The organism is Embleya sp. NPDC020630, from assembly GCF_044334985.1.
GTDB lineage: Bacteria > Actinomycetota > Actinomycetes > Streptomycetales > Streptomycetaceae > Embleya.
Genome location: NZ_JBIRUB010000008.1, coordinates 439,435 through 454,511 on the forward strand (window position 1 = coordinate 439,435; position 15,077 = coordinate 454,511).

Consider the following 15,077-nt stretch of genomic DNA (forward strand, 5'->3'; position numbering starts at 1 on the left):
CTGCTCCCCGTCTTCCCCTGGGACCGGCTCGAGCCTTTCGGCGCGAGCGCGCGGGCCCATCCCGACGGCGTGGTCGACCTGTCGGTGGGCACCCCCGTCGACCCCACGCCGGAGCTGATCCGCGCCGCGCTGTGCGCCGCCGCCGACGCGCCGGGCTACCCGACCGTGTTCGGCAAGCCGGATCTGCGCGAGTCGATCGCCGGGTGGTTGCGCCGACGGCTCGGCGTCGCCGGGGCGAACGCGGACGCCGTGCTCCCGGTGATGGGTACGAAGGAACTGGTCGCGGCACTGCCCAACCAGCTCGGGCTCGGCCCGGGCGACATCGTCGCTCACCCGGCGCTGGCCTACCCCACCTACGACGTGGGCGCACGGTTGGCCGGGGCCACCCCGCTGCCGGTGGTGGACGGCACGCTGCCCGATCCCGCCGGGGTGCGGATGATCTGGCTGAACTCGCCGGGCAACCCGCACGGCGCGGTGCGCACGCTCGAGGAGACCCGCGCGATCGTGGCGTGGGCCCGCGAGCACGACGTGCTGGTCGTCTCCGACGAGTGCTACATCGAGCTGTGCTGGGACACCCAGGCGGTGTCCGTGCTTCACCCCGACGTCTGCGGCGACTCGCACCGGGGTCTGCTCGCGGTGCACTCGTTGTCCAAGCGCAGCAACCTGGCCGGCTACCGCGCCGGGTTCGTCACGGGCGACCCCGCGGTGATCCGCGAACTGCTCGCGGTGCGCAAACACTCGGGGCACATCGTGTCCGGCCCGGTACAGGCGGCGATGACCGTCGCCTTCGCCGACGACGCGCACGTGGCCGAGCAGAAGGCGCGCTACGCGGCCCGGCGCGCGGCGCTGCGCGGCGCCCTGGAGTCGGCGGGCTTCCGGATCGAGCACTCGCAGGCGAGCCTGTACCTGTGGGCCACGCGCGACGAGGACTGCTGGGACACCGTGGCCTGGTTCGCCGAGCGCGGCATCCTGGTCGCGCCGGGCGACTTCTACGGGCCGCTGGGCGATCGGCACGTGCGGCTCGCGTTCACCGCGACCGACGAGCGCGTCGCGGCGGGCGTGAAGCGGCTGCACGAGGTCTGAGCGCGTTCGCGGGCCCGGCGTCGGGTCGAGGGCCGCGTTCGGGGACGGGGATAGGCTGCTCGGCATGACCGTGAAGCTCGATCTGTCCCAGGACGCGGCATCGCTCACCGCGCAACTCGTCGACATCCCGTCGGTCAGCGGTGACGAGCGGGTGCTCGCCGACGCGGTGGAGGAGGCGCTGCGGGCCTTCCCGCACCTGACCGTGTACCGGGACGGCGACTCGGTCGTCGCCCGCACCGAACTCGGGCGCGCCGAGCGCATCCTGATCGCGGGTCACCTGGACACCGTGCCGATCGCGGACAACCTGCCGTCCCGGATCGAGGGTCCGCTGATGTACGGGTGCGGCACCTCCGACATGAAGAGCGGCGTCGCGGTGCAGCTGCGGCTCGCCGCGCACCTGCCCGAGCCCAATCGCGACGTGACCTACGTGTTCTACGACTGCGAGGAGGTCGAGGCCGCCCGCAACGGGCTGCTGCGGCTGGCGAACAACCACCCCGAATGGCTGGTCGCCGACTTCGCGGTGCTGATGGAGCCCACCGGCGGCGCGGTCGAGGGCGGTTGCCAGGGCACGTTGCGGGTCAAGGTGACCACCACCGGCACCCGCGCCCACTCGGCCCGCTCGTGGCTGGGCGACAACGCGATCCACGCGGCGGCGCCGATCCTGGCCCGGTTGCAGGCGTACGAGGGCGCGCGGGTGGAGATCGACGGCCTCGAATACCGCGAGGGACTGAACGCGGTGAAGATCGAGGGCGGCGTCGCGGGCAACGTGATCCCGGACGCCTGCGCGGTGACGGTCAACTTCCGCTTCGCGCCCAATCGCAGTGTCGAGCAGGCGCTGGCGCACGTGTGCGACGTGTTCGCCGGGTTCGACGTGGTGCTCACCGACGAGGCCGCGGGCGCCCTGCCCGGCCTGGACCGCCCCGCCGCGGCGGCGTTCGTGGCGGCGATCGGGACCCCGCCGCGGGCCAAGTTCGGCTGGACCGACGTCGCGCGCTTCTCCGCGCTCGGCATCCCGGCGGTGAACTACGGGCCGGGCGACCCCAACCTGGCGCACAAGCGGGACGAGCACGTGGAGATCGCGCTGATCGGGGACAGCGAGGAGCGGCTGCGGCGCTGGCTCGGCTGACCCGGGCACGCGGAAATGCGATCGGGCCCCGGCTCGGCGTGACAGGGTGGCCGGATGGACGCGCGATTCGCTCCGGAGGAGCCACCCGAGTTCGCCTCGCCCAGCGAGGTGGAGGAACAACATCCCGGTATGGGGCACCTCGGCACCGAGGCGTGGCGGGTACTGCGGATCCAGACCGAGTTCGTGGACGGGTTCGGCATGCTCGCCGACCTCGGCCGCGCGGTCAGCGTGTTCGGCTCGGCCCGGACCAAACCGGGCTCGGCCGAGTACCGCATCGGCGAACGTGTCGGGCGGGCCCTGGCGGAGGCCGGCTACGCGGTGATCACCGGTGGCGGCCCCGGCGCGATGGAGGCGGCCAACAAGGGCGCCCGGGACGCCGGCGGGCAGTCGGTGGGCGTCGGCATCAAACTGCCGTTCGAGTCCGGGCTGAACCCGTACGTGGACCGCGGCATCACGTTCCGCTACTTCTTCGCGCGCAAGACGATGTTCGTCAAGTACGCGCAGGGCTTCATCGTGCTGCCCGGCGGGATCGGCACGCTGGACGAGTTGTTCGAGGCGCTCACCCTGGTGCAGACCGGCAAGGTCACACACTTCCCGGTGGTGCTGATCGGCCGCGACTACTGGACCGGACTGGTCGACTGGGTGCGCGACGTGGTGATCGCCCAGGGCAAGGCGTCGCCGGCCGACCTGGACCTGATCCGGATCACCGACGACGTGGACGAGGCGGTGCGGATCATCCGCGACGCCGATCTGGAGTGCTCGAAACTGGAGGCCGAGGCACGCGCGGACAAGGCCGCCGCCGAAGGACGCGCCGCCGGCGGGTCGATTGCCACCTGACGGGCATGCGGGGGCCCCGTCGTGTTCACTCGGACGACACCGACGGGCGAAAGCGTAGGGGCGTCCCGATATCTCCCCGCCTGTCACAGGAGAAAACCAGATGTCGCTGTCCCGTAGGGGTTTCCTCGGTCGCACCGCCACCACCGGTGCCGGTGTCGCCCTCATCGGCAGCACCGGCATGCTGCTGGCGCCGAACGCCTCGGCCTCGTCCCGCTCCGGCGACCGGCGCCCGCCGGCCCGGGTCGGCTATGGCCCGCTGGTGGACGACCCCGCCGGGCGCCTGGCGCTGCCCAAGGGTTTCTCGTATCAGATAGTCACCGAGGCCGGTGTCACCAAGCTGGAGTCGGGCGAGTCCACCCCGAGCAACCACGACGGCACCGGGGCGTTCAAGCTGCGCGGCGGCGGCACCGTCCTGGTGAACAACCACGAGCTCGGCGGTTCGTTCAAGGACACCCCGCTGCCGGTGCCGCACCTCGCGGGCCTGGTCTACGACGAGGGCCTGCCCGGTGGCTGCACCGTGGTCGAGGTGAACCGTTACGGCAGGCGCATCCGCGAGTACGTCGGCGTGGCCGGCACCGCGACCAACTGCGCGGGCGGGGTGACCCCCTGGGACACCTGGCTGACCTGCGAGGAGACCGAGCAGCTGGCCGGTCAGGGCACCGCCACCAAGGACCACGGCTACGTCTTCGAGGTCGACCCGTACGACCGCCGCGCCAACCGCGACCCGAAGCCGATCAAGGCGCTCGGCCGGTTCGCCCACGAGGCGGTCGCGGTGGACCCGCGCCGCGGCCACCTGTACCTGACCGAGGACGCGAGCAACCCGAACGGACTGCTCTACCGCTGGGAGCCGCCGCGCCACTGGGACGGCGGGCGCGGCCGGCTGCGCAAGCTGGCCGACGACGCGGGCATCCTCGCGGCGATGCGCTGCGTGGACGCGAGCGGCAAGCACGTGGACGACCTCTCCCGGGCGACCGAGGTGGGCACCACCTACGCGGTGAACTGGGTGGCCGTGCCGGAGCGCGACGCGCGCACCACGTCGATCCGCAAGCAGTTCCAGAACACCGACATCACCCGCGGTCGCAAGATCGAGGGCATCTGGTGGGGCGACGGCGGCGCGTACGTGGTCACCAGCTTCGCCCGCAAGGAGAGCCCGGGCACCCCGCACGACGGGCAGATCTGGTTCTACGACCCGCGCCGCGAGCGGCTGACCCTGAAGCTGCGCTTCGGCGTCAACACCACGCCGGACGTGGACGGTCCGTTCGACGGCCCGGACAACATCAGCGTGTCGCCGCACGGCGGCGTGATCATCGCCGAGGACGGCGAGGGCGTGCAGCACCTGCTCGGCGCGACCGACGACGGCAAGACCTACCCGGTCGCCCGCAACGACGTGGACGGCGACAGCGAGTTCACCGGCCCGGTCTTCTCCGAGGACGGCCGCACGCTGTTCGCGAACGTGCAGACCCCGGGCACCATGTTCGCCATCCAGGGCCCCTGGAAGCGCTGCTGAGGCACCGAGTCGGCGGCCGTCGCCGTCGTTGAAGCCCACTTTTCGGCGTCCGCGCCCACCTTCGCGGTGGGGGCGGGCGCCGAAAGGCGTTCTCCGGGGGCCTGAAGACACGCGCTGGGGGCGGGTCCTCGATCGGGGGCTCGAAGACCCGCCCCGGGTCCGTCAGGCCAGGGCGCGACGGGCCACGGCGGGCTGCCGGGTGCCGTGGATCGAGGACACCATGTCGAGCACCTCGCGGGTCTCCGCCACCTGGTGCGCGCGGTACACCCGGGCCCCGAGCCACGCGCTGACCGCGGTGGTGGCCAGGGTGCCGAGCAGCCGCTCGTTCACCGGCTTGTCCAGCGTCTCGCCGACGAAGTCCTTGTTGGACAGCGAGACCAGGACCGGCCACCCGGTGTCGACCATCTCGCCGAGCCGGCGGGTGGCCTCCAACGAGTGCCGGGTGTTCTTGCCGAAGTCGTGCCCCGGGTCGATCAGGATCGCGTCCCGACGCACGCCGAGCCGCGCGGCGCGCTCGGCCAGGCCCACCGTGACGTCCAGGATGTCGGCCATCACGTCGACGTAGCCGATCCGGTGCGGCCGGGTGCGCGGCTGCGCCCGGCCGGCGTGCGTGCACACGATGCCCGCGTCGTACTTCGCGGCCACCTCGGCCAGCTTGGGATCCACCCCGCCCCACGCGTCGTTGAGCAGGTCGGCGCCCGCGTCGCAGACCGCCTCGGCGACCTCGTGGCGCCACGTGTCCACGCTGATCACCACGTCGGGGTGGCGGCGGCGCACCTCGGCCACGAAGGACACCGTCCGGCGGATCTCCTCCGTGACGTCCACCTCGGCCCCCGGGCCGGCCTTCACGCCCCCGATGTCCACGATTCCCGCGCCCTCGTCGATCGCGCGGGCGACCGCGTCCAGGGCCGGTCGGTCATCGAACGTCGCGCCCTTGTCGAAAAACGAGTCCGGTGTCCGGTTGATGATCGCCATGATCACCAACTCGTCCCCCTCGAACTCCCGTCGTCCCAGCCTCAGTGTCGTCACCCCGTCGACCTCCGCCCAACACCCTGCACGTGCCACCTGACCCCCTGATCGTGGCACGATCGTCCCGTGCGACGAGCCGGGGGCTTCCCGAAACGGCCCGGAGCCGACACCGTTCCAGCGCCTGCACCACCGTCGAAGGGGAGCCGTCCGTGTTCTGGATCCAGCTTGTCGTGGTGATCGGGGTGGTCCTCGTCATCGCCGCGGTCGTGCTCGGGGCGGGTGGCTCCCTTCCCGACGCCTACCGCGAACAGCCCGAGCTGCGGATGCCCGGCGACCGCCCGCTCACGAGCGCCGACGTCGACCGGATCCGCTTCCCGGTGGTCTTCCGGGGCTACCGGATGAGCGAGGTGGACCTGGTCCTGGACCGGCTCACCGGCGAACTCGCGGCGCGCGACGCGCGCATCCTGGAGCTGGAGTACCGGATCGCCGGCACCACGCCGGTCGGCGTCGCGTCGGCGATGCCGGGCGTGGCCGCCGCCGGGGCGAGCGCGTTCGGCGCGAGCGGGCACGCCCCGTCGCCGCGCGGCTCGGGGACCACGCTGTCACTGGAGAAGCCGGAGCGGGCCGAGGCCGCGGGCTCGACGCCGGCCGCCACCGAGGCCGCCGAAGCGGCGGTCGAACCGGCCGCCGACGCGGACGAGACACCGGAGTCGAAGGCGGACGAGACGCCGCAGACGAACGTGGACGCGTCGGCCGAGGAGGCGGCGCCCGAGGCCGCTGTGGACGAGGCGAAGGTCGAAGCGAAGGACGAGGCCGAGGACGTGCCGAAGGGCGACGACGCGAGCAAGGGCGACGAAGCGAACAAAAGCGATGAAGCGAACAAGGTCGACGAGGCGAAGGGCGACCCGAAGTCATGACCGCCGCCACCGCCCCCGTCGTCGGTGGTCCGGTCCCGGGGCCGGACGGACTGCTGCGCTGCCCGTGGGGCGCAACCGGCCCCGAGGACTACCGGGAGTACCACGACACCGAATGGGGCGTCGCGGTGCACGGTGACGACCGGCTGTTCGAGCGGCTGTGCCTGGAGGCGTTCCAGTCCGGTCTGTCGTGGTTGACCATCCTGCGTCGGCGCGAGGGTTTCCGGGCCGCCTTCGCCGACTTCTCCATCGCGCGGGTGGCGGCCTTCGACGACACGGACCGCGCGCGGCTGCTCGCCGACGAGGGCATCATCCGCAATCGGGCCAAGATCGACGCCGCGATCGCCAACGCACACGCGGCACAGGCCCTCCAGGGCGGCCTGGACGCCCTCGTGTGGTCCTTCGCACCTTCCGGTCGCCGGAAGGCTCCCGAGGCCCTCTCGGACGTCCCGGCGGTCACCGACGAGTCCACCGCCCTGGCCAAGGAACTCAAGCGGAAGGGTTTCCGCTTCGTCGGCCCGACCACGGCCTACGCGATGATGCAGGCCTGCGGCCTGGTCAACGACCACCTCAGGACCTGCATCTCCCGCTGACCCGCCCCGCCCACCCCGGCGGGCCGCGTGGGCCCTGCCGGGTGGTGGGGATCAGCGACCGAGGAAGGTGGGCTTCTCCTTGGCGACGAAGGCGGCCACCGCGATCCGGTGGTCCTCGGAGGAGCCCGCTCGCAGTTGCAGTTCGTCCTCCTTGGCCAGGGTGTCGATCAGGGAGTGGGAGGCGCCGTAGGCGACCGATTCCTTGAGGGCGGCCAGGGCCACGGTCGGGCCCTCGGCCAGGCGGTGGGCCAGGTCGCGGGCGGTGTCGAGGACCTCCTCGGCCGGGACCACCCGATGGGCCAGGCCCAGCTCCAGCGCCTCGGCGGCCTTGATCGTGCGGGGCAGCATCAGCAGCTCGGTCGCCCGCGCCTGGCCGACCAGGCGCGGCAGCGTCCAGGACGCGCCGGAGTCGGCGGTCAGCGCGACCCCCGCGAAGGCGGTGTTGAAGCCGGCCGTGTCCGCCATGATCCGGAAGTCGCAGGCCCAGGCGATCGCCGCGCCGGCCCCGGCGGCGACCCCGTTGACCGCCGCGATCACCGGCTTTGCCATCGTCGCCAGCGCCGTCACGAGCGGGTTGTAGTGCTCACGCACGGTCGCGAAGGTGGCGTCGGGGCCGGTCTCCAGCTGTCGGATGTGCGCCTTCAGGTCCTGGCCGGCGCAAAACGCCCGACCGCTTCCGGTCAGCAGCACCGCCCGGACGGCCGGATCCTCGGCGGCGCGCAGGACCGCGTCGCGCAACGCGATCTTGGTCGGCTCGTCGAGCGAGTTCATCGCCTCGGGCCGGTTCAGCGTGACGGTCGCGACTCCGTCGGCGAGGTCGTACCGCACAATCTCGGCCTTGTCGGTCATGACTTGCCTCCACATCACATACATCGCCGCAGGTGGGATGTGCACAGCATGCCGGAAGCCGGATCCGGCCCCCGTCCCGCCCCTGACGGACCGTCAGCCGCATTTCCGAGCCGGGACGGACCATCCCATTCCGCGCCGTACGGACGGGGTTGGGGAGGTCGACGGGACCCGATGTTGCTCACCCCACCGTTCGATGCGGGATAATGGTCCCTGATCAATGCTCTCGAAGACCGGTGGCCGGTTTGAGCACCGGTGCGTCGATATGCAGGAAGGGGAACGAGCATGGCGGCCATGAAGCCGCGGACGGGCGACGGCCCGCTCGAGGTGACCAAGGAAGGGCGGGGCATCGTCATGCGCGTTCCGCTTGAGGGCGGTGGACGGCTCGTGGTCGAGCTGTCGGCCGATGAGGCCGGCGCCCTGAGCGAGGCGCTGAAGAACGCCGTGGGCTGACCCCCTGGGGCGACGCCCCCGACGAAAGTCGTGATGCGACGGCCCCGGCACGGACATGGAGACTCATGTTCGTACCGGGGCCGTCGGCATGTGTCCGGCCGGGTCGTATGCCGGCCAGGCCGGGCTCAGCCCCGACGGGCCGCGCACAGCAGGCCGTCGCCTACCGGGAGCAGCGCCGGCACCAGCGACTCGTGCTCGCGGATCACCCGCAACACGTCGCGCACGGCGGCGGTCTCCGCGTCCCGGTGCGCCGGATCGGCCACCCGGTCGCGCAGCAGCGCGTTGTCGAAGCAGACCACGCCGCCGGGCCGCAACAACCGCAGCGCCTCGGCGAGGTAGTCCAGGTATTCGAGCTTGTCCCCGTCGCAGAACACCAGGTCGTAGCCGCCGTCGGCGAGTCGGGGCAGCACTTCCAGGGCCCGGCCCGGGATGAACCTGGCGCGCCCGCTGGGAAAGCCCGCCTCGGTGAAGGTCTCCTTGGCGAGCCGCTGGTTCTCGGGATCGGCGTCGACCGTGGTGAGCACCCCGTCGGAGCGCATGCCGCGCAGCAGGTAGAGGCCGGACACCCCGGTCCCGGTCCCGATCTCGGCGACCGCCTTGGCCTCGACCGCGGCGGCGAGGAAGCGCAGCGCGGCGCCGCCGCCGGGACCTATCGGGAGCACGCCGACTTCCCGGGCGCGGGCGCGGGCGCCCGCGAGGACGGCGTCCTCGCCGACGTACTCTTCCGCGAACGCCCAGCTCGCCTGGCGATTGCCGGAAATGGCTTCCTCCTCTGTCCCGGCCGCCCGTTCGCGCTCGGACGGGTCGGCCACCTGAGCGCAAGCGTATTACCGAGGTGTCCCCCCACCACCCGGGGAGCGCCGCACGAACGCCCGCCCCCACCCCCTGGCGCGTCAGCGCCCCCGAACCAGACCGACCCTGGAGATCGACGCGCGAAGCGCGGAGAGCGGCGGAGCCGCAAAGTTTGGGCTGGGTGGCCCGGAGCGAAGCGGAGGGGCACCCGGCCCCGAGCGAGGGGCCGCTTTTCTGCGGAGGAGCGAAGCGGGGGAGCGGAAAAGTGGTCCCTCGCGAGCCGGCGCGAAGCGCCCAAATAAAAGCAACGCCGCGACCACGACCGTGCCCGTCGCGTCCCGTGCCCGCTGCGGGAACCCCCCACGGATGTGGTTCGTTGGCTCCCTCGGAAGACAGGTGAACACGAGGCTCGTGGTCTCGCGGCACCGGAGGTTGGGTCGGACCGGGGCTCGGCGCCCTTATCCGGGCTTAACAGGCAGGACGCTTATGGTGGTTGCGCTACTCGGAAGAGGAGGTGTGGCAGTGGTCGACCGTCGCGGGGAACAATCCTGTACTCGCGAGTCGTCGCCGATGCCGGATCACGTGGCCGAAGCCGCAAACGCAACCAGCAGCCCAGCCCAGGCCGAATGGGTCCCGCCGACGTGGGAGGACATCGTCCGCACCCACTCCGCGCGGGTGTATCGGCTCGCCTACCGCCTCAGTGGCAACCCGCACGACGCGGACGACATCACCCAAGAGGTGTTCGTCCGAGTGTTCCGATCGTTGTCGAGCTACACGCCCGGCACGTTCGAGGGTTGGCTGCACCGCATCACCACGAACCTTTTCCTCGACATGGTCCGGCGCCGTCAGCGCATCCGCTTCGAGGGTCTGGGCGACGACGCGGGCGAACGCCTCGCCGGTCGTGAGCTCTCGCCCGCGCAGGCATACGACGACGCCCACCTGGACGCGGACGTCCAGCAGGCGCTGGACGCGCTCGCGCCGGAGTTCCGCGCCGCGGTCGTACTGTGTGACATCGAGGGCCTGTCGTACGAGGAGATCGCCACCACGCTCGGAGTGAAACTCGGGACCGTGCGCAGCCGCATCCACCGCGGCCGGTCCCAGCTCCGTGCGGCGCTGCGGCATCGTGCTCCCCGGAACAAGGCAGGCCAGGAGACGGCTGCGGAGGTCCGGACCACGGTGCGGAGATGAGGGACCGTGAGCAGTGAGCCCGGCGACCGCTTGGGCAGGGGGGTAGTGAGTGCCGCACGGCTGGGGCGCGCCGCGACCCGATGTGGGGCATGCGAGGTGGGGACATGAGCCACCCCGAGGACAAGCTCGCCGCCTATGTGGACGGCGAACTGGGCCATGAGGCCCGCGAGAAGGTGCTGGCGCACCTCGCCGAATGCGCGGACTGTCGTGTGGAGGCCGAGGAGCAGCGGCAGGTGAAGCAGCTGCTCGGCATCGCGCGTCAACCCGGTCCCTCCGAGGACCTGATGGCGCGGTTGTTCGCGCTCGGGGAATCCGCCGAGGAGCCGCCCGCGCCGCCCGCGGGCGGCGATCGCTTCATGTTCCCGGCCGCCGGGCGACCGACGGGCTCGACCCGCGCACGTGCGCGGTCGACCGGTCCGCGGGCGGGCCGGCCCGGCAACATGCCCGAGCGGGTGCGCCCGCCGGTGAGCCGGCGTCGGCTGACGTTCGCGGCGGCCGGCGCGTTCTCGATGATGGCCGTCGCGCTGAGCAGCGCCTTCGTGCCGGGCGGGACCAGCGGCGGCACCGAGGGCCGGCCCGCGGCCCCGGCCGTCGAGCGTTACCTGGTGGAGCAGGCCGCGAGCACCAGCGCGCTGCCTGCGGGCAAGGCGGCCAAACGCTCCGAGCCGGTGCTCGCGGGGGCGTCCCTGACGGTGCCGGTCCATACGATCGAGACCCGGCCCTAGGCAGGCCCGTACAACCCGGTCCCGGGCGCGATGCGCCGGTCCGGGGCGCCCGCGCGGATCCGCGCGGGCGCGGTGCTTTCGGGCGGGTTCGCGTGCGGGATGTGACGGGTATCCGCTGCCGCCGGGACGCCGGCGAGCGGCACGCGCAAGACTGTGGCCGGGCCGGAGAAGCAGCGGATGCCCCGGCACACCGGGAGCGGTAGGAAGGCACACGATGAGCGACGCATACGGCCGTGGGGGAGCGGAGCCGCCGCGAGGCGACGACGCGCCGGCCGGACCGGCACCCGAGCACGACCCCGGCGCGGAGCCGGCGGCCTTCCCGCCCGGCGGCCCGCGGGTGTCGACGGACCCCGGGGAGGACACCCCCGACGGCGCGCCCACGGGCCCTGTGGCTTCCGGCCGGGCGACGGACGAGGAGCCGCCCACGGAGATCCGACCGGTGTCGGGGACGGAGGACTCCACCGGAGGCGACTCACGGCTTTCGGACACGGGCGCGGAGTCGGGTCGCGGGGACACGGCCGGCGACGCCGCCGAGCCGGGACACCGGGGCGCGACCACTGAAGGCTTCGCCGCGCCGGGCGGCTCGCACGCGGCCGACGCCGAGCCCGCCGCGTTTCCCGCGCGGACGTCGTTGGCCAAGGAGCCGCCGCCGGCCGATCCCGCCGCCGAGCCCGACGCGTTCGGGGTGCCGAGGCCCGATGTCCGGGACGCGGTGACCGCCGAGGTGCCCGTGGTGCACGGCACCGCCGAGTTGCCGGCCGCGGACGACCCCGGCTACGACCCGTTCGCCCCGCCGCCGCAGCCGCCGCCCGTCGGGCCGCCCCCGCAGCAGCCGACGGGGCAGTGGCCGGGATATCCGGCGCAGCCCGGGCAGCCCGGTGCCTACGGTGCGCCGGCCGGCGTCGCGCATCCGGGCTACGGGCCCTACGGGCCGTACCCCTCGTATGCCCCGCAGACCGGCTACGCGCCCCAGCAGGCCGTGCCGTACGGCTATGCGGTCCCCGGGGACATGACCGGGGCGGGCGGGCCCACGGAGGACCTGGGTCGGCGCTACGGGCGGCGGCTGGTGGTGTGGGCCGCGGCGCTCGCGCTCGTGGCCGGGTTGATCGGCGGCGGCATCGGAGCCTGGGTCGCCGATCGGCACGACACCAAGATCCGCCTGGGCGACCCGCCGCAGAGCGGTCCGGCTCGGGGCAAGGACACCATCGCCGGCCTCGCGGACCGCACGCTGCCCGGCGTGGTGTACATCCACGCCAAGACCGGTCGCGGCGAGGCCACCGGCACCGGCTTCGTGCTGGACACCGCCGGCGACATCCTGACCAACAACCACGTCGTGGACTCGGCCGCGTCCGGCGGCACGATCACGGTGACGTTCAACGACGGGCAGCGCACCACCGCGACCCTGGTCGGCCGGGACACCGGCTACGACCTCGCGGTGATCCGGGTGTCCGGCGTTCAGGGGCTGCACCCGCTGCCGCTGGGCAACTCCGACGCCGTGCAGGTCGGCGACCCGGTGATCGCCATCGGTGCACCGTTCAACCTGGAGGGCACCGTCACCTCCGGCATCATCAGCGCCAAGGACCGCGCGGTCAGTGCCGGCTCCTCCGGCAGCGACGTCTCCTACATCAGCGCGCTGCAGACCGACGCGCCGATCAACCCCGGCAACTCCGGAGGACCGCTGATCGACGCGGCGGGTTCGGTGATCGGGATCAACTCGGCGATCCGCTCGGCCGGCGGCGGCCAGGGCAATCCTTTCGGGGCGCAGCAGGAGGCGGGCAGCATCGGCCTCGGCTTCGCGATCCCGATCAACCAGGCGCGCCGGGTCGCGCAGCAGTTGATCGACACCGGCAAGGCCTCGCATCCGGTGATCGGCGTCTCGCTCGACGTCGCCTACACGGGCGACGGCGCCCGGATCGCGTCCGAGGACGTCAAGGGCACGCCGCCGGTGCGTCCGGGCGGACCCGCCGAGCAGGCCGGGCTCAAGCCGGGCGACGTGATCAAGGCGATCGACGGCCGCCGGGTGCACGACGCGAACGAGTTGATCGTGGCGATCCGGTCCAAGGCGCCGGGCGGCGTGGTCAAGCTCACCATCGAGCGCGACGGCGCGGAGCGCTCGGTCGACATGACCCTCCAGGCGGGCTGACCCGGGGCCGGCCGACCCCGACGGGCCGGCCGGCCACCAAGCAGGATGACTCGGACATGACGTACACATGGCCGGGTGATCACATCTTTTGCCAATAGGCGCCAAGCGACCGGTTCGGTGCCGCCCGCGGCCTTCCGCTCGGGGGGTCGGCGACTACTCTGAGGGGGTTCGGTCACCCGACCGAACCCCCTCGCGCAATCTCGTGGAGTCCAGGTGTTCGACGTCGGTGCACCCGAGATGGTCGCGCTCGTCATCCTCGCGATCGTCATCTTCGGTCCCGAGAAGCTGCCGAAGATGATCGGCGACGTGGCGCGCACCATTCGCAAGTTCCGCGAGTTCTCCTCCGGGGCCCGCGCGGACCTGAAGAAGGAACTGGGTCCGGAGTTCCAGGACATGCACCTGGAGGACCTGAACCCGAAGACCTTCGTCCGCAAGAACCTGATGGGCGACGGCGACGACGATCTGGGCATCCGGGAGTTGCGCGACTCGCTCGGCAAGGACTTCGACGACATCAAGGGCCTGGCGAGCGGCAACCTCTTCGAGCCGGACGTGCCCGACACCTCGCACCGCCCGTCGGCCGGACAGTCGTCCGCGCCGAAGACCTCGCTGCACAAGAACGGCGGCGCCGCCCGGGTCGAGCCCGGCGAGCGTCCGCCGTACGACGCCGACGCCACCTGAGGGTCGATCCGCTCGTCCCCGGCCGGGGATCCGCCGGCCCGGATCCGGGCCGACCGGCGCCGAGGACGGCGTCGGAGAACCCGCGCGTTCGGGCACTATGGAGCCCGAGTACACGGGCGGTGTGTGGTCGGTGACTCGGCGGATACATGTATCGCACGGCTCGTCCACCCGGATCGCCCGGGGGAGTGGCCGCCCGATATGGCAGACCGAGGCAGCCGGCCCGGCGCCGTCGCGCCGCGCGAGAGGACCTGAGGCGGAGCATGGACACAATCAGCCACGCGGGCGAGGCGTTGCCCGCCGACGGGACCGGCAGGCCCGATCTGCTGGCGGAATACCTGGACGCGGACTTCCCCTGGTACGGCCTGGACGAGGGCTGGAACGGGCGGCGTTGGTTGTCCTCGGTGTGCCGGGGGCGGGGCACGATCGAGTACGGCACGCTGGGCCACGGCGACCTGCCCAGCCGCCGGCCCGGTGATCCCACGCCCCGCCGGTTCGTGTCCGTGGTGACCGTCCCGCAGCGACCCAAGCGGCCGGCCGGCGACGGCACGGGACAGATGGAGGCCACGTCGAAGGCGAGCGCGGCGTCACTCGCAGGGGTGGCGTTGCTCGCGGACAGTTGGCCGTGGCAGTTGGACCGCGCGACCCGTGCGGAGTGGCTGGATCAGCAGACGAACATCGCGTGGGACCTGTCCGACAATCTGCCCGGACCGGGGTGGACGGATCTGGCGATCCCGGTCGACGGAGTGCCGGCGCGTTTCCGCTATCGGGAGTCGGCGTACGGCTGGGTACTCGCGGGGGAGAGTGCGGGGGTGTACCTGGGGGTGTACGGCCGGGGCGCGAGCGCGTACGGCCTGGGCCTGTCCCGCTTGGTGGACCTGCGAACGTACGCGATGCCGGACGCGTGAGAGCCCGGCGCCGGCCCGGGGCCACGGCCGCGCCGCAACGGGCGGGCGTGCCCCCGGGATCGGCGCGCCTGGACCCCGCCAAGATCCGCCGGACAGGGCCTAGTACTGCAACCGTGCTTGATCTGATGAGGTCACGGCCTATGGGCTGTGGCCTCGTCGTTTGTAGTGGCTGACGCGTGCTCGATATTGGGCTCGGCGTCGCCAGTGGGACCAGTTCAGGGCGTGGGTGATCGGGGCCGGTCGCAGGTCGGCGAGACGGGCGATCAGGCGGCGGATCTCGGGCAGGCTCAAAGGGACGAGTTGCGGTTCGTCGGGCGC

The 15,077-nt window shown here is 72.6% G+C and carries 15 protein-coding genes and 1 pseudogene; 12 read left to right on the plus strand and 4 right to left on the minus strand.

All coding sequences use genetic code 11. The features are described 5' to 3' along the window. The 4 genes from dapC to ACH4XV_RS28040 all read left to right on the plus strand — a co-directional run bounded on the left by dapC (window position 1) and on the right by ACH4XV_RS28040 (window position 4,553). Window positions 1-1,083 (plus strand): succinyldiaminopimelate transaminase, encoded by a 1,083-nt coding sequence (gene dapC / locus ACH4XV_RS28025; RefSeq protein ID WP_395794466.1) that lies wholly within the window; start codon window positions 1-3, stop codon window positions 1,081-1,083. A 64-nt stretch (window positions 1,084-1,147) separates the two neighbouring features. Then, window positions 1,148-2,209: a succinyl-diaminopimelate desuccinylase gene (gene dapE / locus ACH4XV_RS28030; RefSeq protein WP_395794420.1), complete on the plus strand. Its 1,062-nt coding sequence runs from the start codon at window positions 1,148-1,150 to the stop codon at window positions 2,207-2,209. Window positions 2,210-2,263: 54 nt separating this feature from the next. Then, window positions 2,264-3,046, plus strand: a complete 783-nt coding sequence (locus tag ACH4XV_RS28035) for a TIGR00730 family Rossman fold protein (RefSeq protein WP_380041134.1) — start codon at window positions 2,264-2,266, stop codon at window positions 3,044-3,046. Between the two features lie 100 nt (window positions 3,047-3,146). Beyond that, window positions 3,147-4,553, plus strand: coding sequence for an alkaline phosphatase PhoX (locus ACH4XV_RS28040; protein ID WP_395794422.1), 1,407 nt, complete (start codon window positions 3,147-3,149; stop codon window positions 4,551-4,553). A gap of 162 nt (window positions 4,554-4,715) precedes the next feature. On the opposite strand, the gene folP is transcribed toward ACH4XV_RS28040, so the two are convergent. Beyond that, a complete protein-coding gene (gene folP, locus ACH4XV_RS28045; RefSeq protein ID WP_395794468.1) occupies window positions 4,716-5,528 on the minus strand; it encodes a dihydropteroate synthase in 813 nt (270 codons plus the stop codon). A gap of 203 nt (window positions 5,529-5,731) precedes the next feature. Between folP and ACH4XV_RS28050 the strand changes: the two genes are divergently transcribed. After that, the gene (locus tag ACH4XV_RS28050) at window positions 5,732-6,439 is read left to right on the plus strand and encodes a DivIVA domain-containing protein (protein ID WP_395794424.1); all 708 of its coding nucleotides are present in this window, start codon (window positions 5,732-5,734) and stop codon (window positions 6,437-6,439) included. Continuing rightward, entirely contained in the window at window positions 6,436-7,029 is a 594-nt protein-coding gene (locus ACH4XV_RS28055; protein WP_379999771.1) for a DNA-3-methyladenine glycosylase I, read from the plus strand. The genes ACH4XV_RS28050 and ACH4XV_RS28055 overlap by 4 nt, the downstream gene beginning before the upstream one ends. 51 nt (window positions 7,030-7,080) lie before the next feature. Here ACH4XV_RS28055 and ACH4XV_RS28060 read toward each other — a convergent pair whose 3' ends face one another. After that, entirely contained in the window at window positions 7,081-7,878 is a 798-nt protein-coding gene (locus tag ACH4XV_RS28060) for an enoyl-CoA hydratase/isomerase family protein (RefSeq protein WP_395794426.1), read from the minus strand. A gap of 282 nt (window positions 7,879-8,160) precedes the next feature. On the opposite strand from ACH4XV_RS28060, the gene ACH4XV_RS28065 reads away from it, so the two are divergent. Next, window positions 8,161-8,328, plus strand: a complete 168-nt coding sequence (locus tag ACH4XV_RS28065) for a DUF3117 domain-containing protein (RefSeq protein WP_078976897.1) — start codon at window positions 8,161-8,163, stop codon at window positions 8,326-8,328. A gap of 125 nt (window positions 8,329-8,453) precedes the next feature. Here the strand turns inward: ACH4XV_RS28065 and ACH4XV_RS28070 are convergent, their stop codons facing one another. After that, entirely contained in the window at window positions 8,454-9,140 is a 687-nt protein-coding gene (locus tag ACH4XV_RS28070; protein WP_395794428.1) for an O-methyltransferase, read from the minus strand. Between the two features lie 550 nt (window positions 9,141-9,690). Between ACH4XV_RS28070 and sigE the strand changes: the two genes are divergently transcribed. The 5 genes from sigE to ACH4XV_RS28095 all read left to right on the plus strand — a co-directional run bounded on the left by sigE (window position 9,691) and on the right by ACH4XV_RS28095 (window position 14,759). Further along, window positions 9,691-10,308 (plus strand): RNA polymerase sigma factor SigE, encoded by a 618-nt coding sequence (sigE, locus tag ACH4XV_RS28075; RefSeq protein ID WP_101897113.1) that lies wholly within the window; start codon window positions 9,691-9,693, stop codon window positions 10,306-10,308. A 104-nt stretch (window positions 10,309-10,412) separates the two neighbouring features. Beyond that, the gene (locus ACH4XV_RS28080; protein ID WP_395794430.1) at window positions 10,413-11,033 is read left to right on the plus strand and encodes an anti-sigma factor family protein; all 621 of its coding nucleotides are present in this window, start codon (window positions 10,413-10,415) and stop codon (window positions 11,031-11,033) included. Window positions 11,034-11,247: 214 nt separating this feature from the next. Then, window positions 11,248-13,176 (plus strand): trypsin-like peptidase domain-containing protein, encoded by a 1,929-nt coding sequence (locus ACH4XV_RS28085; protein ID WP_395794432.1) that lies wholly within the window; start codon window positions 11,248-11,250, stop codon window positions 13,174-13,176. A gap of 237 nt (window positions 13,177-13,413) precedes the next feature. Further along, on the plus strand, window positions 13,414-13,854 hold the full coding sequence (locus ACH4XV_RS28090; RefSeq protein ID WP_380000034.1) for a Sec-independent protein translocase subunit TatB: 441 nt from the start codon (window positions 13,414-13,416) through the stop codon (window positions 13,852-13,854). 260 nt (window positions 13,855-14,114) lie between these two features. Beyond that, entirely contained in the window at window positions 14,115-14,759 is a 645-nt protein-coding gene (locus ACH4XV_RS28095) for a hypothetical protein (RefSeq protein ID WP_395794434.1), read from the plus strand. Window positions 14,760-14,897: 138 nt separating this feature from the next. Here ACH4XV_RS28095 and ACH4XV_RS28100 read toward each other — a convergent pair. Further along, window positions 14,898-15,077: pseudogene (locus ACH4XV_RS28100) on the minus strand (IS701 family transposase); the annotation flags it as partial.